We start from the raw sequence: 24231 nt of genomic DNA on the forward strand, positions 1-24231 counted from the left end.
CGGTGCGGTCACGGTCGTTTCGCGGTGGAGGTGGCTCCGTCGCGCCCCCCTTTAACCCATGCGATCGGCTGCTCGCGCGGCACGCCTGCCCCGTTCTGTCGGGGGTGCGGTCTAGGGTGGAGCCCTGGAGTTCGCGGCGCGTCTGACGGTCTCGTCAAGGGGAGGTTTTCGCTGGTGTCGAACGATTCCTTCGTCCACCTGCATGTGCACACCGAGTATTCGATGCTCGATGGTGCGGCGAAGATCGCTCCGCTGTTCGCGGAGGCGTCCCGGTTGGAGATGCCGGCGGTGGGGATGACCGACCACGGCAACATGTACGGGGCGGATGAGTTCTACCAGCAGGCGAAGAAGGCCGGGATCAAGCCGATCATCGGGATCGAGGCGTACATCGCGCCGGAGTCGCGGTTTCACAAAAAGCCGGTGTTCTGGGGGCAGTCGAGCCAGCGGGGCGCGGACGAGTTCGGTGAGGGCGGCGACGTCTCCGGTGGTGGTGCGTACACGCACATGACGATGCTGGCGGCCAACGCCACGGGGCTGCGGAATCTGTTCAAGCTGTCGTCGCTGGCCTCGATCCAGGGCTACTACCGCAAGCCGCGGATGGACCGGGAGCTGATCGCGGAGAACGCGGAGGGGATCATCGCCACGACGGGGTGCCCGTCGGGCGAGGTGCAGACGCGGTTGCGGCTGGGGCAGAAGGCCGAGGCGCTGCAGGCGGCGTCGGATTACAAGGACATCTTCGGGGCGGAGAACTTCTTCCTGGAGTTGATGGATCACGGGTTGCCGATCGAGCGGTCGGTGCGGGAGGGGTTGCTGGAGATCGGCAGGCAGCTGAATCTGCGGCCGCTGGCGACCAACGACTCCCACTATGTGACCAAGGATCAGGCGGACTCGCATTCGGCGTTGCTGTGTGTGCAGTCGGGCAAGACGCTCAACGACCCGAACCGGTTCAAGTTCGACGGTGATGGTTACTACCTGAAGTCGGCGCAGGAGATGCGCGAGTACTGGGACAAGGAGGTCCCGGGGGCGGCGGATTCCACCTTGCTGATCGCCGAGCGGGTGGAGTCGTACGAGGACGTCTACACCCACAAGGACCGGATGCCGGTCTTCACGGTGCCCGAGGGCCATGACGAGGCGTCCTGGCTGCGGCACAAGGTCCAGGAGGGCCTGCACTGGCGCTTTCCGGACGGGATCCCCGACGGGTACGAGGAGCGCGCGAAGTACGAGCTCGACGTCATCGTGCAGAAGGGCTTCCCGGCCTACTTCCTGATCGTCGCCGACCTCATCCAGCACGCCCGCGACGTGGGCATCCTGGTGGGGCCCGGCCGGGGGTCGGCCGCGGGCGCGCTCGTGGCCTACGCGCTGGGTATCACCAACCTGGACCCGATCCCGCAGAAGCTGCTGTTCGAGCGGTTCCTCAACCCCGAGCGCACCTCGATGCCGGATATCGACATCGACTTCGACGACCGCCGTCGCGGCGAGATGATCCGCTACGCGACGGAGAAGTACGGCGCCGACAAGGTCGCCCAGGTGATCACCTTCGGCACCATCAAGACCAAGGCCGCCATCAAGGACTCGGCGCGAGTGCACTACGGCCAGCCGGGCTACTCGATCGCCGACAAGATCTCCAAGGCGCTCCCCCCGCCGATCATGGCCAAGGACATCCCGCTGTCCGGGATCGTCGACCCCGAGCACGAGCGCTACGGCGAGGCCGCCGAGGTCCGCACGCTGATCGAGACCGACGAAGAGGTCTCGACGATCTTCAACACCGCGCGCGGCCTGGAGGGCCTGATCCGCAACGCGGGCGTGCACGCCTGCGCGGTCATCATGTCCAGTGAGCCGCTGGCCAACGCGATCCCGTTGTGGCAGCGCGACGACGGCTCGATCATCACGGGCTGGGACTACCCGTCGTGTGAGGCCATCGGCCTGTTGAAGATGGACTTCCTCGGGCTGCGCAACCTCACCGTCATCGGCGACGCGCTCGACAACATCAAGTCCAACCGCGGCGAGGAGATCGACCTCGACCGCCTCGGTCTCGACGACGTCGAGGCGTACAAGCTGCTGGGCCGCGGTGACACGCTCGGCGTGTTCCAGCTCGACGGTGGCGCCATGCGCGACCTGCTGCGCCGCATGCAGCCCACCGGCTTCGAGGACATCGTCGCCGTCCTCGCGCTGTACCGCCCCGGCCCGATGGGCATGAACGCCCACAACGACTACGCCGACCGCAAGAACAACCGGCAGCAGATCAAGCCCATCCATCCGCAACTGGAAGAGCCCCTGAAGGAGATCCTGGCCGAGACCTACGGCCTGATCGTCTATCAGGAGCAGATCATGCAGATCGCGCAGAAGGTCGCCGGCTACTCCATGGGCCGCGCGGACGTGCTGCGCCGCGCGATGGGCAAGAAGAAGAAGGAAGTGCTCGAGAAGGAGTTCGAGGGCTTCCACGCCGGCATGAAGGCCAGCGAGATCGTGCCCGGCGGGTTCTCCGACGAGGCCATCCAGGCGCTGTGGGACACGATCCTCCCCTTCGCCGGTTACGCGTTCAACAAGAGTCACGCCGCCGCCTACGGCCTGATCGCGTACTGGACCGCGTACCTCAAGGCGAACTATCCGGCTGAGTACATGGCGGCGTTGCTGACGTCGGTGGGGGACAACAAGGACAAGTCGGCGGTGTATCTGTCGGAGTGCCGCCGGCTGGGGATCAAGGTGCTGCCGCCGGATGTGAACGAGTCGGGGATGCGGTTCGCCGCGGTCGGCGACGACATCCGGTTCGGTTTGGGCGCGGTGCGCAACGTGGGCGCCAACGTGGTGGAGTCGATCATCAAGACCCGCGAGGAGAAGGGCAAGTACTCCAGCTTCACCGACTTTCTGGACAAGTCGGAGCTGGTGGTGTGCAACAAGCGGGTGCTGGAGTCGCTGATCAAGGCGGGTGGGTTCGACTCGCTGGGCAACACCCGGTTGTCGATGGTGCAGTTGCACGAGGACGCGGTCGAGGCGGTGGTGCCGCTCAAGCGGCAGGAGGCGATGGGCCAGTTCGACCTGTTCGGGGGCGGGGACGACACGGCGCCGGTGGCGGCGTCCTCGCCGTTGGCGCATCTGAAGTTCGACGAGCAGGAGTACCCGCGCAAGCAGCTGCTGGGCTACGAGCGGGAGATGCTGGGCCTGTACGTGTCGGCGCATCCGCTGGACGGGGCGGAGCGGGTGCTGCGCAAGCACGCGAAGCGGCCGATCGCGGCGATACTGGCGGATCCTCCGAAGGAGGGGGAGATCGAGATCGCCGGGTTGATCACCTCGCTGGAGCGGCGGGTGAACAAGAAGGGCGAGCCGTGGGCGATCTGCACGGTGGAGGACATGGACGCCTCGCTGGAGGTGTTGTTCTTCCCGAAGTCCTACGCGCTGTTCGCCGCCGATCTGGTGGAGGACAACGCGGTGGTGGTCAAGGGCCGGGTCAACTGGCGCGAGGACAAGATGTCGGTCTTCGGCGGCGGGCTGATCCCGCTCGACCTCTCCGACATCGGCCCCGGTGACGACGAGCCGCCGCTGATGCTGCTGGCCTCGGCGGAGAAGCTCAACCAGAGCGTGGTCACCGAGCTCAAGCAGACGCTGCAGGCCCACCGCGGCGACACTCCCGTGCGGCTCAAGCTGATGGGCAAGCAGCGCGAGACCGTGTTCGCGCTCTACGACTACCCGGTGAAGGTCAGCTCGATGCTCATGGGCGAGCTCAAGGGCATCCCCGGCATCACGGCGAGCTCCTGACACCGCCTCCGGCTCCCGCGGCCGGGCCGGGGCAATGGTCATAACGTGGCCAGGATGAGTCCAGTCGACAGCCAAGAGCCCGATCCGCGCCGCTGGCGGGCGCTCGCCGTCACCCTCGCCGCGGGGTTCATGTCCCTGCTCGACGTCAGCATCGTCAACGTCGCGCTGCCGTCGATCCAGAGCGGGCTCGGTGCGTCGGTCGCGGGCGTGCAGTGGGTGGTGTCGGGCTACGCGCTCGCGTTCGGCCTGGTGCTCGTCACCGGCGGGCGGCTGGGCGACGCGTTCGGCAGGCGCCGGATGTTCCTCATCGCCCTCTCGGCGTTCATCGCCACGAGCGCGCTCGCGGGCGCGAGCGTCAACGAGGGGATGCTCGTGGTCGCACGGCTGCTACAGGGCGTCGCCGCCGGGATGCTCACGCCGCAGAACAGCGGCCTGATCCAGGAGCTTTTCCACGGCGCCGAGCGGGGCAGGGCGTTCGGCATGTTCGGCGCCACGGTGGGCATCTCGACCGCCGTGGGACCCGTGCTGGGCGGACTGATCATCGCCGCATTCGGGGCGGGGACGGGCTGGCGGTGGGTCTTCTACGTCAACGTGCCGATCGGGCTCGTCGCGCTCGTCCTCGCCGCCCGGTTGCTGCCGAAGGCGCCCCGCGGCGACACGCCCGTACGCTCCCGGCTCGACTTCACCGGCATGGTGCTGCTCGGTCTGGCCGTGCTGGGCGTCCTGCTTCCGCTCGTGCAGTCGGAACAGGGCGGCATCAGCCGCCTGTGGTGGCTGTTCCCGCTCGCCGTCGGGCTCGGGTACCTGTTCGTGCGGTGGGAGAAACGGTTGGTGCGCACGGACCGCGCGCCGCTGCTGGACCCGCGGCTCTACACCGAGACCCCCGGGTACGCGATCGGCGCGGCCATCGGCGCCACGTACTTCTGCGGCTTCGCCGGCATGTGGCTGGTGTTCGCGATGTTCTTCCAGCAGGGCCTCGGCTACTCGCCGCTGGAGTCCGGGCTGCTGGTGACGCCGTTCGCGCTCGGCTCCGCCGTCTCGGCCGCGATCGCGGGCAGGCTCGTGCAGAGGTGGGGCAGGCGCCTCACGGTCACCGGGCTGAGTCTGGTCGCGGCCGGCCTCGGCGTCGTCGCGGTGCTCGTCCCGCTCGTGCCGGAACAGGCGATCGGCTACGCGGTGGCCGCTCCACTGCTCGTCGCGGGCCTGGGCGGGGGCATGGTGATCTCGCCGAACACCACGCTAACGCTCGACCGCGTGCCGACCCGCATGGCGGGTGTCGCGGGCGGCGCGCTGCAGACCGGGCAGCGGCTCGGCACCGCACTCGGCGTCGCCGTGCTCGGTTCGGTCTTCCACACCGGCATCACCGGCGCGGGGGAGAACTACCCTGCCGCGCTCGGCTACGCGATGGCGTGCTCGGTGGCGTTCACGGCCGCCGCGCTCCTGCTCGCGATCGTGGATGCCCGGCGGCATCCTCACCGTCGTCTATCCGAAAAAGCACCCAGTGTGACGAACGCTGGTCCATTGGAGTGACGTTGGCGCGCGCGATCTGGTGTTACGGAGAGCAACCGGGTAGACGTTTACCTGTGCCTTCCGTGAGGGTTTCGGCTACCTAGCGTGGCAAATCGGTGGATGATCCGGGGATGGGACTGTAAACCGAGTAAGAACGCTGGGCCGTTCGAGAATGCGTGACTCGAACACCCAGAGTCACCCTCATCGACCAACGCTGACCGACGGCCGCGGGGGGCCGTTGGCGAGTACGAAGGCACCGCCCGGGTGGGCCCTGGATGGTAGGGGCCGGGCCCGCCCGGGACTGCGCTCGCGCCGTATGGCCAGACGTGCTGGGATGTGGCCGCCGGGATCGTGGCGGCGCTCGTCGCCGCGGTGGTGATCGCGACCCACGGCGAGCGCGAGCCGTCACACCAGGGCGGGTAGCACCTCGCCGAGCGGGCCGCGCAGCACCGCCGCCGCGTGGGCGTCGTAGGGCGTCTCCGAGGCGTTGCACACGATCACCGTCGCCCCCGCGCTCGCCGCGAGCCCGACGAGGCCAGCGGCGGGGTGCACGGTGAGCGACGTGCCCGCCGCGAGCATCAGGTCGCACGACACGGCCTCGACGCGGGCTCGCTCCAGCACGTCGGCGTCCAGCGCCTGACCGAACGAGATCGTGGCCGACTTCAGGATGCCGCCGCAGAGTTCGCACGGCGGATCGGTCTCGCCCGCGCGCACGCGCGCGAGCGTCTCCCGCATGTCACGCCGGTCCGAGCAGCCGAGGCACTCCGTCTCGAACATCGTCCCGTGCAGCTCGATGACCTTGCCGGGCGCGGAGCCCGCCTTCTGGTGCAGCCCGTCGATGTTCTGCGTGATGATCGCGGAAAGGCGTCCCTGGCGTTCGAGGTCGACGAACGCCAGGTGCGCCGCGTTCGGCTTCGCCTCCCAGCCCGGGTGCCGAGTGCGGGCCTGCCAGCTCTGCTCGCGAACCTCCTTGCTGCCCACGTACGACCGCAGGTTCGACAGCTTCTCGGCAGCGGGATCCTTCGTCCACACGCCGTTCGGCCCCCGGAAGTCGGGGATGCCGGAGTCGGTGGAGATGCCGGCGCCGGTCATGGCGACGATGCGGCCGGCGCTCGCCACCAGTTCCCGGGCATGGCGCAGCTCCTCGGCGGTGTCCATGCACCCCATGATGCCCTGAGGAGGGCCCGGTGCAGGGCGGGCCCGGGGTGACCGGGCTGGCGGCCTGCGGGCCTTCGCCGCCGATGGCCACGGTCGCGGGAGTCTGCCGGGGTTTCGGATCCGCTACCGATGAGTAACACTGGTCACATGTGATTGACAGACTCGCGCCGACCCACGAGGAGGGCCGATGGTCGACCAACCGAAGGTGACGGAGAAGGAAGCCAGGGCCGTTGCCGAGGAGGCGAGGGAGAGCGGCTGGCAGAAGCCGTCCTTCGCCAAGGAGCTGTACCTCGGGCGCTTCCGGCTCGACCTCGTGCATCCCCATCCGCGGCCCACCGCCGAGGACTCCGCGAAGGCCGAGAAGTTCCTGACCCGGCTGCGCGACTACTGCCGGACCCTCGACCCCGCCGTGATCGAACGCGAGGCGCGCATACCCGACGAGTACGTGAAGGGGCTGGCCGAGCTCGGCTGCTTCGGCATCAAGATCCCCGAGTCGTACGGCGGGCTCGGGCTCACGCAGGTCGCCTACAACCAGGCCCTCATGCTGGTCGGGTCCGTCCACTCCACACTCAGCGTGCTGCTCTCGGCCCACCAGTCCATCGGCGTGCCCGAACCGCTCAAGCTGGCAGGCACTTCCGAGCAGAAGGAGCGATTCCTGCCGAGGTGCGCGAAGGGCGCGGTGTCGGCGTTCCTGCTCACCGAGCCCGACGTCGGCTCCGACCCGGCGCGGCTGGCGACCTCGGCCGTGCCCACTGAGGACGGCGAGGCGTACCTGCTCGACGGCGTGAAGCTGTGGACCACCAACGGCGTCGTCGCCGAGCTGCTCGTCGTGATGGCGCGCGTGCCCAAGAGCGAGGGCCACCGCGGCGGGGTCACGGCGTTCGTCGTGGAGGCCGACTCGCCGGGCATCACGGTCGAGCGGCGCAACAGGTTCATGGGCCTGCGCGGCATCGAGAACGGCGTGACGCGTTTCCACCAGGTGCGCGTGCCGAAGGAGAACGTGATCGGCGGCGAGGGCAAGGGACTCAAGATCGCACTCGCCACGCTCAACACGGGCAGGCTGTCTGTGCCCGCGTCGTGTGCGGGCGCGGCGAAGTGGGCGCTCAAGATCGCGCGGGAGTGGTCGGCCGAGCGGGTCCAGTGGGGCAAGCCGGTCGGCGAGCACGAGGCGGTGGCCAACAAGATCTCGTTCGTGGCGGCCACGGCGTACGCACTGGAGGCCGTGGTGGAGCTGTCGGCGCACATGGCCGACGAGGGCCGCAACGACATCCGCATCGAGGCCGCGCTCGCGAAGCTGTGGGCCAGCGAGATGTCGTGCGTGGTCGCCGACGAGCTGATGCAGATCCGGGGCGGCCGCGGCTACGAGACGGCCGAGTCGCTCGCCGCGCGGGGCGAGCGGGCCGTGCCGGTGGAGCAGCTGGTCCGCGACCTGCGGATCAACCGCATCTTCGAGGGCTCCTCGGAGATCATGCGCCTGCTCATCGCGCGCGAGGCCGTCGACGCGCACCTGGCCGCGGCCGGTGACCTCGCCGACGCCGAGGCCGATCTCAAGAGCAAGGCGAGCGCCGCGGCGAAGGCGAGCGGCTTCTACGCGAAGTGGCTGCCGCAGCTCGTGACCGGCAAGGGCCAGGTGCCGACGTCGTTCACCGAGTTCGGCAGGCTGGCGGGGCACCTGCGGTTCGTGGAGCGCACGGCAAGGAAGCTGGCCCGATCGACGTTCTACGGCATGGCGCGCTGGCAGGCGGGGCTCGAGCAGCGGCAGGGCTTCCTGGCGCGGATCGTCGACATCGGGGCCGAGCTGTTCGCCATGGCGGCGACGTGCGTGCGTGCGGAGATGCAGCGCGCGGACGACGTCGAGCGGGGCGAGGCGGCCCACGCGCTGGCGGACGTTTTCTGCCGCCAGTCACGGCTGCGCATCGAGCGGCTGTTCCATGCGCTGTGGGCCAACACCGACGCGGCCGACCGGGTGCTGACGAGGTCGGTGCTCGCCGGCGGTTACACGTGGCTGGAAGAGGGCGTTCTCGACCCGAGCGAGGGCACCGGCCCGTGGATCTCCGACTGGCGAGCGGGCGCCTCGACCGCCGAGAACGTGGCCCGCCGCCATCTGCCACCCACGAAGTAGCCCGACCGCGAACGGAGCCCTCACCGCCTGTCCATCCGCCCCCAAGGCCACCTTTGTTGCGTTCAGCGCAACAAAGGTGGCCTTGGGGGACAGTCGGGTTACTTGTCTTCGGCGGGCTCCGGGGTCGCCGGGGCGAGGGCCTTCTTCTTCTTGTAGCGGATCAGGAAGAAGACGCCCACCACCGCGAGCACGCCGACCACGATCATGCCGCCCGTGCTCAGCATCCCCTCGACGCGCTTGGCCGCCTCACCGAGCGCGGCGCCGATGCCGATGTGCAGCGCCGACCAGCAGAGCGCGCCCGACGCCGCGGCTGGCGCGAACTTGCGGTACGGCAGACCCGACGTGCCCGCTGCCGCGGGCGTGAGGGTGCGCACCACCGGCAGGAACCGCGCGAAGAACACCGCCCAGGCGCCCCGCCGCTGGAGGATGCCGGTCGCCTTGTCCCACGCGTCGGTGCCGTAGCGCCGGATGAGCTTGGTGTCACGCAACCGTGGCCCGAACCGCCGCCCGATCGCGTAGCCGATCGAGTCGCCGATCGCCGCGCACACGGTGACCACCGCCCACAGGACCAGGAACCTCGGCACGGTGTTGGCCGTGGTGGCCGCGATCAGCAGCCCTGACTCGCCGGGGGCGATGAACCCGAGTCCGATGGTGCACTCGAGGAGCACGAGCAGGCCGGTCGCGCCCACGAGGGCGGGCTGCGGCAGGCTCTGCAGCCATTCGAGCAGGTCGGTAACCACGTGCGTTCCCCTTGTGTGTCGTCCCCGTCAACCCCTGAGACGACAGTAGCGTCTGTCCGGTCCACCCGGGGTCGGGGATCTCCCCGATTTCCAGGTGACTCAGGACTGGCGAGCGAGGACGCTGCTGGCTTCCTGCGCGGCCGGCTGGGCGGTGGCGAGGTGCTCCAGGTTCGCGGGCAGCTCCTCGCCGCGGTGGGCCTTGGTCTGCGCGTACAGCTTGCCCGCGCGGTACGACGAGCGCACCAGCGGACCGGCCATCACGCCGGCGAACCCGAGCGACTCGGCGACGGCGGTGTGCTCGACGAACTCCTCGGGCTTGACCCAGCGGTCCACCGGGTGGTGCCGGGGCGAGGGCCGCAGGTACTGGGTGATCGTGAGGATCTCGCAGCCCGCCTCGACGAGATCGCGCATCGCGTCCACGACCTCCTCCGGCGTCTCACCCATGCCGAGGATCAGGTTGGACTTGGTGACCAGCCCGGCCTCCCGCGCGCGGGTGATGACCTCCAGCGACCGCTCGTAGCGGAAGCCGGGACGGATGCGCTTGAAGATCCGCGGCACGGTCTCCAGGTTGTGCGCGAGCACCTCGGGCCGAGAGCCGAACACCTCGGCCAGCTGGCCGGGCTCGGCATTGAAGTCGGGAATCAGCAGCTCGACGCCGGTGCCGGGGTTGAGCGCGTGGATCTGACGGACGGTCTCGGCGTAGAGCCACGCGCCGCCGTCCTCGAGGTCGTCTCGGGCGACGCCGGTGACCGTGGAGTAGCGCAGGCCCATCGCCTGCACGCTCTCGGCGACCCTGCGCGGCTCGTCGCGGTCGAACTCGGCGGGCTTGCCGGTGTCGATCTGGCAGAAGTCACACCGCCGGGTGCACTGCTCGCCACCGATCAGGAACGTGGCCTCGCGGTCCTCCCAGCACTCGTAGATGTTGGGACAGCCGGCCTCCTCGCACACGGTGTGCAGGCCCTCGCGGCGGACCAGACCCTTCAGCTCGGTGAACTCCGGGCCCATGCGCGCACGGGTCTTGATCCACGACGGCTTCTTCTCGATCGGCGTCTGGCTGTTGCGAACCTCGAGCCGCAGCAGCTTCCGACCTTCCGGCACAACAGTCACGGCCCCCACACTACGCCCCGGAAACGGGCGATCAACCTAAGCCGGATCAGGGGTGACGCCCGTCAACTTCGCCGTGAGCTCCCACAGTCCCGTGCCCAATGCCGGGTCCAGCGCCGACCGCAGCGGCCGGACCCGCACGGGGTGGCCTCGCAGGCCGCCGGGGCCGCGCGGGCCGAAGTAGTCGCCGCCGTTCACGTCGGGCGCGGTGGCCGCCCGCAGCTGCGGCAGCGCGCCCATGCGCACGTCCTGCGCGATCAGCAGCTCGCCGAGCCGGATGCCGGTGCCGAGTACCCGCCTGACCACGGCGTTGCCCTGTGACCTGGCCATGGTGGAGCCGAGCTCGCTGCGGCTGTAGCCCGGGTGGGCGGCCACGCTCAGCACCGGTTCGCCCGCCGCCCGCAGGCGCCGGTCGAGCTCGAGCGCGAAGACCTGGTTGGCGAGCTTGGCCTGTGAGTAGGCCTTCGCCGGGTTGTAGCGGCGCCGTTCGAAGTTGGGGTCGGCGAGGTCGATCCCGCCGCCGGTGGCCGCGAGGCTCGACACGGTGACCACCCTGGCCGCGTCGGCGCCGCGCAGCGCCGGCATGAGCAGCCAGGTGAGCGCGGTGTGGCCGAGGTGGTTGGTGCCGAACTGGGTTTCGAAGCCGTCGCGCGTGAGCCCTCTGGGGGCGCCCATCAGGCCCGCGTTGTTCACGAGCACGTCGAGCGAGTCGCGGGTGAGCTCCCTGACCGTCGCCGCGGCGTCCCGCACGGAGGCGAGGTCGGCGAGGTCGAGCGAGACGAGCACGGGCTTCGTGGCCGACCGCGCGGCGACGTCCCGCAGCGCTTTCGCGCCACGTTCCGGCGACCGGCACGCCAGCAGCACCTTCGCGCCGTGCTCGGCCAGCACCTGCGCGGTCCGCAGCCCCAGGCCCGAGTTGGCCCCGGTGACCAGCACCGTGCGGCCGGTCTGGTCCCCGATGTCGGCCTCGCTCCACTGCCCAGCCTCGGTAGCCATGGCGACAGCTAACCACCCGTGCTGGCGCGCTGCCAACACGGCTACGCGGTGGGGGCCAGCTTGCGCAGCAGTTGTCCCATCGGGTTGGCGCGCCTGCCCGCCGTGAGGTGGTCGGTGCGCGCTCGCAGCAGCGAGACGAAGGCCTCGCCGACCCGCGTCACCTCGTCGCGCGGCTCGTGCGGCTCCGCCAGCGCGGCCGTGACCGCGAGCATGCGCAGCTCGGCCTCGTACGCCTTGCGCAGCGCCGGATAACGGTCGACGCCCGCGTCGAGCACGGCCCGCAGCGCGGCGTTCTCCCTGGCGGCGGTGCGCCACGCGCGAGCCACGGCGTCGACGTGGTCGGGCTCGCCGCCGGGGACGTCGTAGGCGTCCTCGGGGCCCGCGACCTCGGCGCGCAGCTTGCCCGTGAGCACCTGCGTCCATTTGTACTGCAGGGCGAGCAGCAGCTGTTCCTCGCTGCCGAACGCCTCCCGCGCGCCGGCGATCTCCGCGAACGGCAGCTCGGCCCGAGGGTTGCGCGCCGCCTGCTTCAGCACGGCGTCGATGATGTCGCGCCTGCGATAGAAGTCGTTCCAGCTCATGGCCTGTCCCCTCCCGTGACGCGGGTCATACGACGGTTTGCGGCATACTCCCGGTACGGACCTGACACGCACAACATACCACCGGTATGGGCGCTGGAAACGCGCGTAGAGTTGTGAGGGTGGTGACAACGAGGTCCAGGCGAGAAGACTATTCGGAGTCCACCCGCGGTGCCCTCGTCGACAGCGCCATCGAGCTGTTCACCAAGCGCGGCTACGCAGGCACCTCCCTCGACGAGATCGCCAGGCGGGCCAGGGTGACCAAGGGCGCGCTCTACCACCATTTCAGTGGTAAGCAGGCGGTGTTCGAGGCCGCGTTCGACGCGGTGGAGACCGAGGTGAAGGGCCGCCTGGAGAAGATCATGACCGGCCCGGAACGGCCCTGGGAGCGCGCGCTGAAGGGCCTGCGTGAGTTCATCGCCAGCTGCCTGGACCCCGCGTACCAGCGCATCGCCATCCACGAGGCTCCCGTCGTGATGGGCTGGCAGCGCTGGCGCGAGGCGGAGGACCGCTACAGCTTCGGGCTCATCCGGTCGGCGCTGCAGGACCTCATCGACGCGGGCGAGGTGGTCCAGGTGCCCGTGGAGATCACCTCCCGGCTGCTGTTCGGCGCGCTCTCCAGCGCCGCCACCGAGATCGCGAGCTCGCCGGAGCCCGAGAAGGTCGGCGCCGAAGTGGAACAGGTGATCGTGAGCTTGCTGGAGCAAGTACGCCGTTAGGCTCGTTGGCGTGGAACTGAGGATCTTCACCGAGCCCCAGCAGGGCGCTTCCTACGACGATTTGCTCCGGGTCGCCAAGGCGACCGAGGACGCTGGATTCGATGCCTTCTTCCGGTCCGACCACTACCTCAAGATGGGGTCGGTCTCCGGTCTGCCGGGCCCCACCGACGCGTGGGTCACGCTCGGCGGGCTGGCCAGGGAGACCAGCCGCATCCGGCTCGGCACGCTGGTCACCGCCGCGACCTTCCGGCACCCGTCGGCGCTGGCGATCTCCGTGGCGCAGGTCGACCAGATGTCGGGCGGCCGGGTCGAGTTCGGCCTCGGCTCCGGCTGGTTCGCCGACGAGCACACCGCCTACGGCTTCGAGCTGCCGGACATGAAGACGCGCTTCGACCGCTACGCCGAGCAGCTGGCGATCATCACCGGGCTGTGGGAGACGCCGGAGGGTGAGACGTTCTCCTTCCGCGGCGAGCACTACACCCTCGACGGCGCGCCCGCGCTGCCCAAGCCCGCACAGCGGCCAAGGCCGCCCGTGGTGCTCGGCGGCACCGGCAAGAAGCGCACGCCGGAGCTCGCCGCGCGCTACGCCGACGAGTTCAACATCCCGTTCAACAGCCCCGAGGTCGCGCTCGCCCAGTTCGACCGGGTGGAACAGGCCGCGGCGGCGGAGGGCCGCGATCCCAAGGAGATCGTGCGCTCGGCGGCGCTCGTGGTGGCCGTCGGCCGCGACGACGCCGAGGTGTCACGCCGCGCCGACGCCATCGGCCGCCGGGTTCCCGAGCTGCGCGAGAACGGCGTCGCGGGCACCCCGGCACAGGCCGTGGAGACCATTGGCGCCTGGCGGGAGAAGACCGGCATCACGCGCCTGTACCTGCAGGTTCTGGACCTCTCCGACCTGGACCACCTCGAGCTGATCGCGTCCGAGGTCGCGCGCCAGCTCGACTAGTTCCGCTAGTTCTGGAGCGCGAATGTGACTCCGGGGGCGCTGGGGGTCTGCGGGCGCGGCAGCCAGCGGTCGTCGCTGACGGCCAGCTCGCCCTCCAGCGCCGCGAGCACCGCCTCGCGGGCCAGCGGCAGCGCCTCGGCCACGGTCACGTCGCGGCCCAGCTCCGCCGACAGCGAGGTCGTGCCCGCGTCGCTGATGCCGCAGGGCACGATCTTGTCGAAGGCGCTCATGTCGGCGTTGCAGTTGAGCTCGAAGCCGTGCATGGTGACGCCGCGCTGCACGCGGATGCCGATCGCGGCGATCTTGCGCTCCGGGCCCCGGTCGTCGGCCGGCAGCCACACGCCGCTGCGGCCCTCGACCCGTCCGGTGTGGACACCGAGCCGCTCGCACACGTGGATGAGCGCCTCCTCCAGGCGGCGCACGTACTGCACCACGTCGATCGGGTCGGCGAGCTTGACGATGGGATAGCCGACGAGCTGGCCGGGCCCGTGCCAGGTGATCCGGCCGCCGCGGTCGACGTCGATCACGGGCGTGCCGTCCTTGGGCCGGTCCTCGGGCTGGGTTCGCTTGCCCGCCGTGTAGACCGAGGGGTGCTCCAGCAGCAGCATCGTGTCGGGGCCCTCGCCGTCCGCGCGGGCGTTGACGCACTCCCGCTGCAGGTCCCACGCCTTCAGGTAGTCGATCGTGCCGATCTCGCGGACGTCGACGGGGTCGGTGGTGGCGCGGCAGGACCTGATCGCATTCGCAGTCACGCTGACGAGGCTACGCCGCGCCTCACCGGCGGCAACAGCCGAAGTGCCACGGCCGACAGCAGGCCGACGCCGCTCACCGCGAGCACCGCGCCGACCGTGTCGGTCAGCCAGTGCACGTCCAGCACCACCCTGCTCGCGGCGCACAGCAGCGTCGACACCACCGCCACCCGGGTCACCACGGTGACCAGGTGGGCGGCCAGCAGCGTGCACAGCACCACGGCGGCCACGCCCGTGCTCGCCACCGACACGACGTGCCCGCTCGGGTAGCTGAAGTCGGGGTACACGCGGGGCCGTTCCCGCTCGAAGACCGGCTTCGCGAGCCAGCTCGTCGCCCGGCACAGCACGAGCAGCACCAGCACCCGCAGCACGGTCCCCGCGCTGTCCCTTTCGCCGCGCCGCCACAGCACGAGGGCTCCGATCGCGAGCGCCACCGCGAACAGCACGGGCAGCACCGGGCCGAGCACCGCGCTCACCGCCTCGGCGAGGACTCCCGCGGGCCCGCGCCACCGGTCGTGGAGCAGGTCGCCGAGCAGGGAGTCGAGCCCGCCGGGCGAGCCGCTCACGAACACGCCGAGCGCGACGAAGGCCGCCAGCAGCAGCACGCCGAGGACGAGGGAACGCCGGACCGTCACAGCACCGCCGCGAGCGCCTCGCCGAGGTCGGAGTGCCGGAAGCCGAAGCCCGCGTCGACGAGCTTGCGGGGCACCGCCCTCGGACCGGTCAGGATCATCTCCTCTGCCGCCTCACCGAGCGCGACGCGCAGCGCCGGGCCAGGCACCCACCACGGCGCGGGCCGGTTCACGGCGCGGCCGAGCGCCTTGGTGAACTCCGCGTTGGTCACCACCCCCGGCGCCGCCATGTTGACGGGACCGGCCACGTCGTCGTGCTCCAGCACGAAGCGGATCGCGGCGACCTGATCGGGCAGGGCGATCCACGGGAAGTACTGCCTGCCGTCGCCGAGCCGGGCGCCGAGGCCGAGCCGGAACAACGGCTTCAACGGGCCAAGCAGCCCGCCCTCGCCGGCGAGCACGGGCGCGTTGCGCAGCAGCACCACGCGGGCGCCGGCCTCGACGGCGGGCGCGGTCGCCGCCTCCCAGGCCACGCACAGCTCGGGCAGGAACCCTCGGCCCGCCGGGCGCGACTCGTCGGCCTCGCGCTCGCCGGTGTCGCCGTAGTAGTGGGCTCCTGATGAGTTCACCAGCAGCGGGATCCCGTGCTCGGCGACGGCCTCGGCGAGCACCTCGGTCGGCTCGACCCTGCTGTCGGTGAGCAGCTGCTTGCGGGCCCCGCTCCAGCGGCCGGAGATCAGCGGGGCTCCACACAGGTTCACCACGGCGTCCACGCCGTCGAACGTGCCGGGGTCGATGCGGCCCGCGGGCGGATCCCAGCTGCGCTCGTCGCCGGAGCGGGTGTCGCGGCGCACCAGCCGCAGCACGTCGTGCCCCGCCTCACGCAGGCGCGGCACGAGCGCGCTTCCGATCAGACCGCTGGAACCGGCGACGACGACTCGCATGAACCCACCTTAAAGACACAAAGTGAAGGGGCGCCCACCGAAAGGTGGACGCCCCTCACCTGGGACTCACGTGCTACAGGCCCAGCTCGTCCTCGAAGTTGCCCTCTTCGAGGCGCTGCTTGATCGTCGTGAGGAACCGGCCCGCGTCGGCGCCGTCGATCAGGCGGTGGTCGTAGGTGAGCGGCAGGTAGGCCATCGACCGGATGGCGATGGTGTCGTTGCCGTCCGCGTCGGTGACCACGACCGGGCGCCGCACGACCGCGCCGGTGCCGAGCATGCCGGACTGCGGCTGCACGATGATCGGCGTGTCGAACAGGGCGCCGTTGCTGCCGATGTTGGTGATCGTGAACGTGCCGCCGGTCAGCTCGTCGGGGGTGACCTTGTTGCTGCGCGCCCGCGCCGCCAGGTCGGCGATGCGGTGCGCGAGGCCTGCCAGGCTCAGCTCGCCCGCGTCGTGGATCACCACCGAGAGCAGGCCGCGCTCGGTGTCCACGGCGATCCCGAGGTTGATCGCGCCGTGGTAGGTGATCTCCTTCGTCTCCTCGTTGTAGGAGGCGTTGACGTTCGGGTGCTGCTTGAGCGCCTCGACGGTGGCCTTGGCGAAGAACGGCAGGAACGTGAGGTTCACGCCCTCGCGCTCGCGGAACGCCGCCTTGGCCCGCTGCCGCAGCTTGGCGATCTTGGTGACGTCGACCTCGTGCACCTGCGTGAGCTGCGCCGAGACCTGGAGCGACTCCCTGGTCTTGGTGGCCGTGATCTGCCGGATGCGGCTGGCCTTCTGCACGGTGCCGCGCAGTGCCGCCTTCTCCGAGTCCGACACCGGGGCGGCCGGCTTGGCCGGTGCCTGCGCGGCCGGGGCCGCGGCGGCGGGCTGCGCGGCGGCGGGAGCGGGAGCGGGCTGCTGCCGCTGCTTCTCCTCGACGGCGGCGAGCACGTCCTGCTTGCGGATGCGCCCACCGACGCCGGTGCCCGTGAGGCTGCCCAGGTCGATGTCGTGCTCTGCGGCCAGCTTGCGCACCAGCGGCGTGACGTACGGCGACGCGGCGCCGTCCCGGCTCGGAGCGGTCTCCTGCGCGGGCTGGGCCTGCGGTGCGGGCTGCGCGGCCGGTGCGGGCTGGGCTTGCTGAGCCGGAGCCGGGGTGGGTGCGGGCTGTGCCTGCTGAGCCGGGGCCGGGGTCTCCTGCTTCGGCGGCTCAGGGGCCGCCTGCGGCTCCGGCTGCTTCGGCTCGGCCGGGGCGGACGGGGCGGCGTTCGCGTCACCGATCACGGCGAGCTGACCGCCCACCTCGACGGTCTCGTCCTCGCTCACCGAGATCTCGAGCACGGTGCCCGCGACCGGCGACGGAACCTCGGTGTCGACCTTGTCGGTGGAGATCTCGAGCAGCGGCTCGTCCACCTCGACCGTGTCACCGACCTGCTTGAGCCACCGCGTGACCGTGCCCTCGGTGACGCTCTCGCCCAGCTCGGGCAGGGTCACCGGGGTGCCGGAGGCCGCGCCGCCCGACGAGGCGGGGGCGGACTGCGCGGGCTGGGCCTGCTCCTGGGCCGGCTCGGGCTGGGAAGGCTCCGGCTCGGCCTGTGCCTGCGGCTCCGCCTGTGCCTGCGGCTCGGGCTGCGCTGGCGCCTCCTCGGCCTGCGGCGCGGGCGCCGCGGCACCGCCGCCGGAACCGTCGTCGATCACCGCCAGCTCACCGCCGACCTCGACCGTCTCGTCCTCGCGGGCGACGATCTTCTGCACCGTGCCGGCGACGGGGGAGGGGACCTCGGTGTCGACCTTGTCGGTGGAGATCTCGAGCAGCGGCTCGTCCACCTCGACCGTGTCACCCTCCTGCTTCAACCACCGGGTGACGGTGCCCTCCGTGACGCTTTCACCCAGCTCCGGCAATGTGACGGAGTACGCCATCGTTCGCTGACTCCCTTGACTGTTTCTGGTGTGGTCTGGTTCTGAGGCGACTGACGTCAGCCGTGCGTGTGCAGCGGCTTGCCCGCGAGGGCGAGGTGCGCTTCGCCGAGTGCCTCGGTCTGGGTCGGGTGGGCGTGGATGAGCGGGGCGACGTCCTCGGGGAAAGCCTCCCAGTTGTAGATCAGCTGTGCCTCGCCGATCAGCTCGCCGACGCGGTCGCCGACCAGGTGCAGGCCCACGACGGGGCCGTCCGGGGCCTTGACCAGCTTCACAGCGCCGGAGGTCTTGAGGATCTGGCTCTTGCCGTTGCCGGCCAGGTCGTAGGTCAGCGTCGTGACGTCCGAGCCGTACTTCTCCTTGGCGGTGGCCTCGGTGAGGCCGACGGACGCGACCTCGGGGTGCGAGTAGGTGACGCGGGGGATGCCGGCCTCGTCGATGGGCTTCGGGTCCAGTCCCGCGATGTGCTCGGCGACGAGGATGCCCTGCTGGAAGCCGCGGTGGGCGAGCTGCAGGCCGGGCACGATGTCGCCGACGGCGTAGACGTTCGGCAGGTTGGTACGCAGCAGGTCGTCGGTGAGCACGAAGCCGCGGTCCATCTGGACGCCGGCCTCGTCGTAGCCGTGGCCCGCGGTGTTGGGGCCGCGGCCGACGGCGACCAGCAGCAGGTCCGCCTCCAGCGTCTCGCCGGACTCGAGCGACACGCTCACGCCGTTGTCGTCCTGCTTGGCGCCGGTGAACTTCACGCCGGTCTTGAAGGCGATCTTGCGGCGGCGGAACGCGCGCTCGAGCTGCTTGGAAGCGAACTCGTCCTCGTTCGGCACCAGCCGGGGCAGCGCCTCGACGATGGTCACCTCCGTGCCGAAGGACGCCCACACGCTGGCGAACTCGACGCCGATGACGCCGCCGCCCAGCACCACGGCCTTCTTGGGCACGTGGTCGAGCTTCAGCGCGTCCTCGCTGGCCATGATCCGGCCGCCGAGTTCGAGGCCGGGCAGCGACTTGGAGTACGAACCGGTGGCCAGCACCACGTTCTTGCCCGTGTAGCGGGTACCGTCGACGGTCACCGTGGTGCCGCCGGAGAAGGTGCCCGTGCCCTCCACGTAGTTGATCTTGTGCGCCTTGGCGAGGCCCTGAAGGCCCTTGTACAGGCGGGTGACGACCCCGTCCTTGTACTTGTGGACGCCGGCCATGTCGACGCCCTCGAAGACGGACTTGACACCGAACTGCTCGCCGTCGCGGGCCGAGTCGGCGACCTCGGCGGCGTGCAGCAGCGCCTTGGTCGGGATGCATCCGCGGTGCAGGCAGGTGCCGCCCAGCTTGTCCTTCTCGATCAACGTGACGGAAAGGCCCAGCTCGGCGGCGCGGAACGCCGCGGCGTAGCCACCCGATCCGCCACCCAGGATCACCAGGTCGGCTTCAGCGTCGGTCACTTCTCAAACTCCTCGGCAGGCAGTGTCGATGGGGTACACGGGCGCCGTGGTGCGCTCATCACACCTCATCTTGTCACCTCGCCTGACAGGCTTGCGAGCTAGTGCTGCCCATGCGGCGGACACGTCGTCCCCGTCCCCGGAATAATGATCGTTGGGGACACCGGAAGAGAGGTGGTCGATGTGGGGCTGTTCGACTCACTGCGGAGAAGGAACAAGGGGCCGTCGAAGCCGGGAACGTTGCGAAAGGCCAGCTCGGCCGACACCCGGCACCTGGAGGAATGGGCCGCGTCGCGGCGTGGAGTGGAGGCGTATGTCGAGCCCCGCACCACTGTCACCGACACCACTGTGGTGCTGGTCGCACATGACGGGGAGTGGACGCGGCGCCGGATCGGCAGCCTCGGCGCGGCCCAGGAGTTCGGCCGCAAGCGCTCGATCCCCGTCTACGAGGTCGCCCGCACGGGCTACCCGAAGCGCATGCGCGAGTACACCGAGCGGCAGAAGATCCTCGAGCGCCGCCGAGAGCAACCCTGACCTCGCCGACTGCAGTGAAGGCCACCTTCACTGCGTTCAACGCAGTGAAGGTGGCCTTCACTGCGGTTGAGCACGGTGGCTAGGCCGACGCTTCCAGCAGTCGTAGGTGCTCCTCGAGCAGGGCGCGGATCCCAGGGTGGACGGTGACGCCGAACACCGGGTCCCACTCGACGACCTCTCCGGTGTCCGGGCGCAGAGTGATCCCCTCGGGCTCGCTGATCGTGATCCCCTCGGCGGCCGGAGCCAGCTCGGCGACACCGAGCAGGCGGGGGAACACCACGTCGGCGCGCAGCCCGTCGCACGTCAGCAGGAACTCGCGGTAGCCGGCGGGCAGCGGGCGGCCGAGCCTGCGTTCCACGTCCGCGATCGCCGCCGGGCTCGCAGGCGGCGGCAACGCGCCCGGCTCGCCCCGCAGGCGCATGATCTCGGCGACCAGCTCCCGCCAGCCGCCGCGCTCGCGCTGCGGCCGGTAGCGGACGCCCAGCGCGGCGACGAGCGCCCCCGCGTAGTCCCGTGCCCACTCCTGCGGCACCGTCAGCACGCCGTCGACGAGCAACGGCGCGACGTCGCGGCACGCGGCGAGCGTGGCCACGTCCGGCCGCTTCGTCTCGCCGGCGCGTCCGGCCCACCTGCCCAGCGCCTCGGTGGCGGCCTCGACGTCTCCCCGCTCGGCGGCGGCCTGTGCCTCGGCGGCGAGCGCCCGCAGCGGGTCCCGGCTCTCCTTGGCGAGGTGGGCGCGGTGCGCCTCGGCCTCGGCGTCGAGGTCGAGCGGCGTCAGCTCGGCTGCCCAGTCCGGCGTCTCGCCGCGCGCGGCGAACAGCATCGCCCACGCACGCGCGGCCAGTGGCTCCGCCGCGAGCCTGCTCGCCTCACGGCCGGTCGCGGCCAGCCAGTGCCGCACCAGCCGGTCGGACTCGGCGCTCGCCCCGGCGCAAGCCAGCAGCAGGGCCGCGGTCGAGATCACCGCGTCGACGCCCTCGTCCGACGCCGTGAGCACCTTGCGCACGGCGTCGTCCGCGTAGCCGCCCGCCTCGGTCACCCGTTGTCGGCGATGTCCGCCAGCACCGCGGCGATCGTGCGCACCGGCACGCCCGTGCCACCCTTGCCGGTGTAGCCCCACGGGCCACCCGTGTTGAAGGCCGGGCCCGCGATGTCGATGTGTGCCCACGGCAGGCCCTCGGCGACGAACTCGCGCAGGAAGATCCCGGCGGCGAGCATGCCGCCCCAGCGGGAGCCGGTGACGTTGGCGAGGTCGGCGAGCTTGGAGTCGAGGTCGCCGCGCAGCTCCTCCGGCAGCGGCATCGGCCAGCCGTTCTCGCCCGTGGCCTGCGCGATCGCGGCCACGCGGTCGCGGAACTCGTCGGAGCCCATGATGCCGGGGGTGCGGTTGCCCAGCGCCACCATCTGCGCGCCCGTGAGCGTGGACGTCTCGATCAGGTAGTCCGGCTCGTCCTCGGCCGCCCGCACGATCGCGTCGGCCAGCACGAGCCTGCCCTCGGCGTCGGTGTTGAGCACCTCGACGGTCTTGCCGCCGTACATCGTCAGCACGTCACCGGGCCGGTACGACGTTCCCGACGGCATGTTCTCCGCGAGCGGCAGGTAACCGGTGACCTCGAGCGGGTACTTGAGCTTCGCGGCGAGCACCACGGACGCGAGCACCGCCGCGGCCCCGGACATGTCCGAGGTCATGTGGTCCATGTTCGCGGCGGGCTTGAGCGAGATGCCGCCGGTGTCGAACGTGATGCCCTTGCCGACCAGCGCGACCTTCTTCTTCGCCTTCGGGCCCTTGTAGGAGAGGCGGACCAGGCGCGGCGGGCGCGACGAGCCACCGCCGACGCCAAGGATGCCGCCGTAGCCCTTGCGCTTGAGCTGCTTCTCGTCGAGCACCTCGATGTCGAGGCCGGTCTGCTCGGCGAGCTTCTTCGCGCGGTCGGCGAACGAGCCGGGGAAGAGGTCGTTGGGCGGGGTGTTCACCAGATCGCGCGCGGTGAGCACCGACTCGGCGATGGCGGTTGCGGCCTTGAGCGTGGCGCGATGCTCGCGCGAGGAGCCCTCGGCGGGCGTCGCGACGTCCACCGTGGACACCGGGGCGTCACCGGGCTCGGACTTGTACTCGGTGAAGGTGTACGCGCCGAGGATCGTGCCCTCGACCGCGGCCTGCAGGTCCACAACGGACAGCGTGGTGAGCGCCCGCGCGGTGCCGGCCAGCGCGCGGCCGGAGGCCCCGGCGGCACGCCGCACCTGCTCCTGCGTCGGCTCCGGCCTGCCGAGGCCGACGGCGAGCACGACGCCCGCGGGCAGCTTGCCCAGCGTCGGCACCTTCACCACCTCCTCGGCCTTGCCCGTGGCGCCGAGCGTCCGCAGCACGTCGACGAGGGTGCCGCCGAGCGCGGCGTCCACGGCGTCGGCGCCGGGCGCCAGCTCCAGCCCGTTGGCTCCCTGCACGGTGCCGACCACGACGGCCTCGGCGCGGGTCTTGCCCAGCGCGGCCTCGGTGATCTCGGACAGGGCAAGCTTCGGCACGCTCACGTCAGGCTCCTCGTCGGGTCTCGAATCTTGTCCGCCATGCTATTGACGGCGTCCTGACCGGTGAGAGGTAGGTACGAGCGTGCAGGTCGGTGCTGGCATCCTCGGCGCGCTCGCGGTGGCCGCATCCGCTGCCGGATGGTGGCTGCTCGGCGGGGCCGTGCTCGCGGCGGCACTGGCCTTCTGTGCTCAGTGGACGGTGCCGGAGCCGGAGGGCCGCGGCGCCACGATCCACCGGGGACTGCGCTCGGGCGCCAGGATCGCGAGTGTCGCGTTCTACGCCTCGGTGTTCGCCGCCTATTCGGTGCCCGGCTCGGCATGGCTAGGGGCCTGCGTGTTCGTGCTGCTCGTCGCGGCCGCCGACGCCGCGGGCGTGGGCATCGGCGACTACTGGCGGCGCTGGATCGCCGGGCTGCTCGTGGTCGCCGGCGTCGCGTTCGTGGCGGTGAGCGTCGCGATCGCCCCGGCGGGACCCACCGGCGAGCCGTCGTGGCCCGGCGTGCCCGGGCTGCTGCTCGCCGGTGCCGTGCTGTTCCCGCTGCTCACCGGGCTCGACTCCAGGCGCCTCGCGACCGGCGCCGTGCTGGTCGTCGCGGTCGCCGCGGCGGCGCTCTACCAGCTGGGCCCCGTGCGCCTTGGCCTTTCGGTGAGCTCGCTGCGCGACGCGCTCGCCGCCGCCGACGCCGAGGCGCTGCAACCGCTGCTGGGCGGCGTCGTGGTACTGGCGATCATGCCGGCCGCGCTGCTCGCGCTCACCGAGGCGCGGCAGGACCTGCGGCCGCACCGGCGGCTCGTCGGGACCGCGGCCTGCGGGCTGGCCTCGGCGGTGCTCGCGGTGGTGCTGACGCCCGTGGGTGCCCTGTTCGTGGCCGCCGCGTTCGCGCTGGCGCAGGCGTTCGCGGCGGCGTTGCTCACCCGCGAGCGCACCGCGCCCGTCGTGGCGACCGCGGTGCTCGCCGTGGCCCTGTTCGCCGGGCTGGTGTTCGGCGCGTGACGCCGATGAGATGGGATCCAGGAGAGACGGCGGTGCTGACGTTCCTGCGGCCCGACGCGAGCATCGGTCAGCAGCACCCGCTGCGCGTGCTCTCCGACGACGGCACCCGGCTGCTCGGCTGGCTGCCCTCCGGCACCCGGATAGTCGGCAGCAGGCTCTCCGATGGCAGGCACCAGCGGGACGCGCCGCTGGCCGAGCGGTTCGTCGCCCCGCGCAGGCGCGTCCACGACAGGTGGCACGGCACGTCGACGCTGCGGCTCGTGTGCGAGGACGCGTGGTCGTCGGTGTGGTGGTTCTTCGACGAGGCCGGGGAGTTCACCGGCTGGTACGTCAACCTGGAGATCCCGCGCGGGCGGGACGCGCACGGGCCGAGGCGTATCGACGGCGTGCTCGACGTCGACGTGGCCCCTGACCTGAGCTGGGAGTGGAAGGACGAGGACGAGGCGGAGGCGGCACTGCGGGCAGGGCGGCTCACCGAGCGCGAGCTGGCGTTGCTGCGGGAGGAGGGGCTGCGCGTCGCCGCGCTGGCCGAGGCCGGGGCGTTCCCCTTCGACGGCACGTTCACCGACTTCCGGCCCGACCCGGAGTGGCCGGAGCCCGAGCTGCCGGACGAGCTGTTGCGCGACCTGTGAGCGTCAGGCCATCACGTAGGAGAGCCCGAACAGCGCCGCGGCCGTGACGAGCAGGCCGACCAGGGACTTCGCGGGCAGGTCGCGGGGGAAGACCTTGCCGTGCAGGTTCTTCCACCACACGACGCCGAACACGGCTCCGATGATGCCGAGGAAGCCACCGAAGCCGCCGGCCATGATGTAGCCGATCAGCACGATCATGCCCGCCGCGAAGGTGAGCAGCGCGGCGGCCGCGAGGGTCTTGGCGTCGGATGCGGCGCCCGCGGACACGCTGGTGCCACCATGGGGGCGCTGGGGCTGGATGCTCACGTCCGCCATCGTAGAGGTC

At 71.1% G+C, this 24231-nt stretch carries 21 protein-coding genes; 8 read left to right on the plus strand and 13 right to left on the minus strand.

Annotated elements, in window-relative coordinates:
* Positions 1-174 precede the first annotated feature (174 nt).
* Together dnaE and FCN18_RS11720 are read left to right on the plus strand one after the other, a co-directional pair.
* On the plus strand, positions 175-3753 hold the full coding sequence (gene dnaE, locus FCN18_RS11715; RefSeq protein WP_112274966.1) for a DNA polymerase III subunit alpha: 3579 nt from the start codon (positions 175-177) through the stop codon (positions 3751-3753).
* A gap of 54 nt (positions 3754-3807) precedes the next feature.
* Positions 3808-5283, plus strand: a complete 1476-nt coding sequence (locus FCN18_RS11720) for an MFS transporter (protein ID WP_137094921.1) — start codon at positions 3808-3810, stop codon at positions 5281-5283.
* Positions 5284-5667: 384 nt separating this feature from the next.
* Here FCN18_RS11720 and FCN18_RS11725 read toward each other — a convergent pair whose 3' ends face one another.
* Positions 5668-6420, minus strand: a complete 753-nt coding sequence (locus FCN18_RS11725) for an SIR2 family NAD-dependent protein deacylase (RefSeq protein ID WP_113642432.1) — start codon at positions 6418-6420, stop codon at positions 5668-5670.
* Positions 6421-6607: 187 nt separating this feature from the next.
* Between FCN18_RS11725 and FCN18_RS11730 the strand changes: the two genes are divergently transcribed.
* Positions 6608-8542: an acyl-CoA dehydrogenase family protein gene (locus FCN18_RS11730; protein WP_112274974.1), complete on the plus strand. Its 1935-nt coding sequence runs from the start codon at positions 6608-6610 to the stop codon at positions 8540-8542.
* Between the two features lie 98 nt (positions 8543-8640).
* Here the strand turns inward: FCN18_RS11730 and FCN18_RS11735 are convergent, their stop codons facing one another.
* From FCN18_RS11735 to FCN18_RS11750, 4 genes are all read right to left on the minus strand, one after another.
* The gene (locus FCN18_RS11735; protein ID WP_112274976.1) at positions 8641-9282 is read right to left on the minus strand and encodes a DedA family protein; all 642 of its coding nucleotides are present in this window, start codon (positions 9280-9282) and stop codon (positions 8641-8643) included.
* Positions 9283-9381: 99 nt separating this feature from the next.
* Positions 9382-10389, minus strand: coding sequence for a lipoyl synthase (lipA, locus tag FCN18_RS11740; RefSeq protein ID WP_112274978.1), 1008 nt, complete (start codon positions 10387-10389; stop codon positions 9382-9384).
* A gap of 36 nt (positions 10390-10425) precedes the next feature.
* A complete protein-coding gene (locus FCN18_RS11745) occupies positions 10426-11382 on the minus strand; it encodes an oxidoreductase (RefSeq protein WP_137094923.1) in 957 nt (318 codons plus the stop codon).
* A 41-nt stretch (positions 11383-11423) separates the two neighbouring features.
* A complete protein-coding gene (locus FCN18_RS11750) occupies positions 11424-11963 on the minus strand; it encodes a hypothetical protein (RefSeq protein ID WP_112274982.1) in 540 nt (179 codons plus the stop codon).
* A gap of 86 nt (positions 11964-12049) precedes the next feature.
* Between FCN18_RS11750 and FCN18_RS11755 the strand changes: the two genes are divergently transcribed.
* Together FCN18_RS11755 and FCN18_RS11760 are read left to right on the plus strand one after the other, a co-directional pair.
* Positions 12050-12679, plus strand: a complete 630-nt coding sequence (locus FCN18_RS11755; RefSeq protein ID WP_112274984.1) for a TetR/AcrR family transcriptional regulator — start codon at positions 12050-12052, stop codon at positions 12677-12679.
* Positions 12680-12689: 10 nt separating this feature from the next.
* On the plus strand, positions 12690-13625 hold the full coding sequence (locus FCN18_RS11760; protein ID WP_137094925.1) for an LLM class F420-dependent oxidoreductase: 936 nt from the start codon (positions 12690-12692) through the stop codon (positions 13623-13625).
* 5 nt (positions 13626-13630) lie between these two features.
* On the opposite strand, the gene lipB is transcribed toward FCN18_RS11760, so the two are convergent.
* From lipB to lpdA, 5 genes are all read right to left on the minus strand, one after another.
* On the minus strand, positions 13631-14377 hold the full coding sequence (lipB, locus tag FCN18_RS11765; protein ID WP_112274988.1) for a lipoyl(octanoyl) transferase LipB: 747 nt from the start codon (positions 14375-14377) through the stop codon (positions 13631-13633).
* Entirely contained in the window at positions 14374-15009 is a 636-nt protein-coding gene (locus tag FCN18_RS11770; protein ID WP_112274990.1) for a phosphatase PAP2 family protein, read from the minus strand. Before FCN18_RS11770 ends, lipB begins: the two co-directional genes overlap by 4 nt.
* Positions 15006-15890, minus strand: a complete 885-nt coding sequence (locus FCN18_RS11775) for a TIGR01777 family oxidoreductase (RefSeq protein WP_113642434.1) — start codon at positions 15888-15890, stop codon at positions 15006-15008. Before FCN18_RS11775 ends, FCN18_RS11770 begins: the two co-directional genes overlap by 4 nt.
* A gap of 73 nt (positions 15891-15963) precedes the next feature.
* Positions 15964-17793 (minus strand): 2-oxoglutarate dehydrogenase, E2 component, dihydrolipoamide succinyltransferase, encoded by a 1830-nt coding sequence (gene sucB / locus FCN18_RS11780; protein WP_137094927.1) that lies wholly within the window; start codon positions 17791-17793, stop codon positions 15964-15966.
* A 56-nt stretch (positions 17794-17849) separates the two neighbouring features.
* Positions 17850-19223, minus strand: coding sequence for a dihydrolipoyl dehydrogenase (gene lpdA, locus FCN18_RS11785; RefSeq protein ID WP_137094930.1), 1374 nt, complete (start codon positions 19221-19223; stop codon positions 17850-17852).
* Between the two features lie 171 nt (positions 19224-19394).
* Between lpdA and FCN18_RS11790 the strand changes: the two genes are divergently transcribed.
* Positions 19395-19754, plus strand: coding sequence for an oxidoreductase (locus tag FCN18_RS11790; RefSeq protein WP_170200540.1), 360 nt, complete (start codon positions 19395-19397; stop codon positions 19752-19754).
* Positions 19755-19833: 79 nt separating this feature from the next.
* On the opposite strand, the gene FCN18_RS11795 is transcribed toward FCN18_RS11790, so the two are convergent.
* Together FCN18_RS11795 and FCN18_RS11800 are read right to left on the minus strand one after the other, a co-directional pair.
* Positions 19834-20793 carry an SMI1/KNR4 family protein gene (locus FCN18_RS11795; protein WP_137094932.1) on the minus strand — a complete coding sequence of 320 codons (960 nt, stop codon included), beginning with the start codon at positions 20791-20793 and terminating at the stop codon, positions 19834-19836.
* Positions 20790-22283, minus strand: coding sequence for a leucyl aminopeptidase (locus FCN18_RS11800; protein ID WP_112274998.1), 1494 nt, complete (start codon positions 22281-22283; stop codon positions 20790-20792). The genes FCN18_RS11795 and FCN18_RS11800 overlap by 4 nt, the downstream gene beginning before the upstream one ends.
* Before the next feature lie 79 nt (positions 22284-22362).
* Between FCN18_RS11800 and FCN18_RS11805 the strand changes: the two genes are divergently transcribed.
* Positions 22363-23274, plus strand: a complete 912-nt coding sequence (locus FCN18_RS11805) for a hypothetical protein (protein ID WP_137094934.1) — start codon at positions 22363-22365, stop codon at positions 23272-23274.
* Positions 23275-23279: 5 nt separating this feature from the next.
* Positions 23280-23906, plus strand: a complete 627-nt coding sequence (locus FCN18_RS11810) for a DUF402 domain-containing protein (protein ID WP_137094936.1) — start codon at positions 23280-23282, stop codon at positions 23904-23906.
* Positions 23907-23909: 3 nt separating this feature from the next.
* Here FCN18_RS11810 and FCN18_RS11815 read toward each other — a convergent pair whose 3' ends face one another.
* Positions 23910-24221, minus strand: a complete 312-nt coding sequence (locus FCN18_RS11815; RefSeq protein ID WP_113642442.1) for a hypothetical protein — start codon at positions 24219-24221, stop codon at positions 23910-23912.
* Between the last annotated feature and the right edge of the window lie 10 nt (positions 24222-24231).

The organism is Prauserella endophytica (genome assembly GCF_005146945.1).
In the GTDB taxonomy this organism is placed as follows: Bacteria; Actinomycetota; Actinomycetes; order Mycobacteriales; family Pseudonocardiaceae; genus Prauserella_A; species Prauserella_A endophytica.